The sequence below is a fragment of the Streptomyces sp. AcH 505 genome (assembly GCF_000818175.1).
Lineage (GTDB): Bacteria > Actinomycetota > Actinomycetes > Streptomycetales > Streptomycetaceae > Streptomyces.
This window is the reverse complement of the sequence record NZ_JTIY01000001.1, coordinates 6,073,835-6,075,634: the sequence shown is the minus strand read 5'-3', so window position 1 is coordinate 6,075,634 and position 1,800 is coordinate 6,073,835. Positions and strand designations below refer to the sequence as shown.

The 1,800-nt window shown below is 71.1% G+C and carries 1 protein-coding gene; it reads left to right on the top strand.

What is annotated here, in order from left to right:
• The first annotated feature begins 317 nt into the window (after window positions 1-317).
• The gene (gndA, locus tag HY68_RS27105) at window positions 318-1,760 is read left to right on the top strand and encodes an NADP-dependent phosphogluconate dehydrogenase (RefSeq protein WP_041993549.1); all 1,443 of its coding nucleotides are present in this window, start codon (window positions 318-320) and stop codon (window positions 1,758-1,760) included.
• The last annotated feature ends 40 nt before the right edge of the window (window positions 1,761-1,800 follow it).

Below are 1,800 nucleotides of genomic sequence, written 5' to 3'. Positions count from 1 at the left end.
CGGGCCACGGATGGCCGTGACCCGCCGTGGGCGCCGCGCCGCGCCGACAGCGGGGAGGGGACGGCGCGGAACGGGTCCTGGAAGTTCAGAAAGTGTCCGGGAGAGCGCTCTCCGAGATCGGGTCAGTCTTGCGCCGATGCTGAGAGGGTGTCAATAGTTCGTGAACGATCCCCGCGGCGGGCCCGGTTGCCGTGCGCCGCTCGCGCCCGGCCGGGGAAACCGGCACGATGCGACAGGCCCGGAATGCGGAACCTCCCGGGCGGCTTGACCATTGACGTACAGCCATGGCACGACCGACAGACACCAGGAGCACAGGCATGAGTGGTACTGCCCAGATCGGCGTCACCGGGCTCGCGGTGATGGGCCGCAACCTCGCCAGGAACTTCGCCCGTAACGGCCTCACCGTCGCCCTGCACAACCGTACGGCGGCGAAGACCCGCGCGCTGGTCGAGGAGTTCGGCGACGAGGGCACCTTCGTCCCCGCCGAATCGGCGGCGGACTTCGTCGCCGCGCTCGAACGCCCCCGGCGTCTCGTGATCATGGTGAAGGCCGGCGAGCCGACGGACGCCGTGATCCAGGAGTTCGCCCCGCTGCTGGAGGAGGGCGACGTCATCATCGACGGCGGCAACGCCCACTTCGCCGACACCAGGCGCCGCGAGAAGGAGCTGCGGGAGCAGGGCATCCACTTCGTCGGCGTCGGCATCTCCGGCGGCGAGGAGGGCGCGCTGCACGGCCCGAGCATCATGCCCGGCGGTTCCGCCGAGTCGTACAAGTCGCTCGGCCCGCTGCTGGAGAAGATCGCGGCCAAGGCGCCCGACGGCGCGCGTACGGTCGCACACATCGGCCCGGACGGCGCGGGGCACTTCGTGAAGATGGTGCACAACGGCATCGAGTACGCCGACATGCAGCTCATCGCCGAGGCGTACCACCTGCTGCGCGCGGTCGCCGGCTACTCCCCCGCGAAGATCGCCGAGACGTTCAGGACCTGGAACACCGGCCGGCTCGACTCGTACCTGATCGAGATCACCGCCGAGGTGCTGGCGCACACGGACGCGGAGACGGGCAAGCCGTTCGTCGACATCGTCACCGACCAGGCGGAGCAGAAGGGCACGGGCCGCTGGACCGTGCAGATCGCGCTCGACCTCGGGGTGCCGGTGTCCGGTATCGCCGAGGCCGTCTTCGCCCGTTCCCTGTCGGGCCACGCGGCGCTGCGCGATGCGTCGCGCTCGCTGCCGGGCCCGAAGGCCACGTCGCTGAGCGAGGAGGACGCGGCGCGCTTCGCCGACCAGGTCGAGCAGGCGCTCTACGCGTCCAAGATCGTGTCGTACACGCAGGGCTTCCACCAGATCCGGGCGGGCAGCGACGAGTACGACTGGGACATCGACCTCGGTTCGGTCGCGGCCATCTGGCGGGCGGGCTGCATCATCAGGGCGGCGTTCCTCGACCGGATCCGCGAGGCGTTCGACACGCAGCGCGACCTGCCGAGCCTGCTGTCGGACAAGCAGTTCGCCGAGGAGATCGGCGCGGCGCAGGACGACTGGCGCGCGGTCATCACGGCCGCGGTGCACCAGGGCGTCCCGACGCCGGGCTTCGCCGCCGCGCTGTCGTACTACGACGCGCTGCGCGCCGAGCGGCTGCCCGCCGCGCTGACCCAGGGTCAGCGTGACTTCTTCGGCGCACACACGTACACGCGCACCGACCGGAAGGGCTCGTTCCACACGCTGTGGGGCGGCGACCGTTCCGAGGTCTCGACGGACTGACCGCCCTGGTCAGGCGGACCGGGCCGATCGGCCCGGTCCG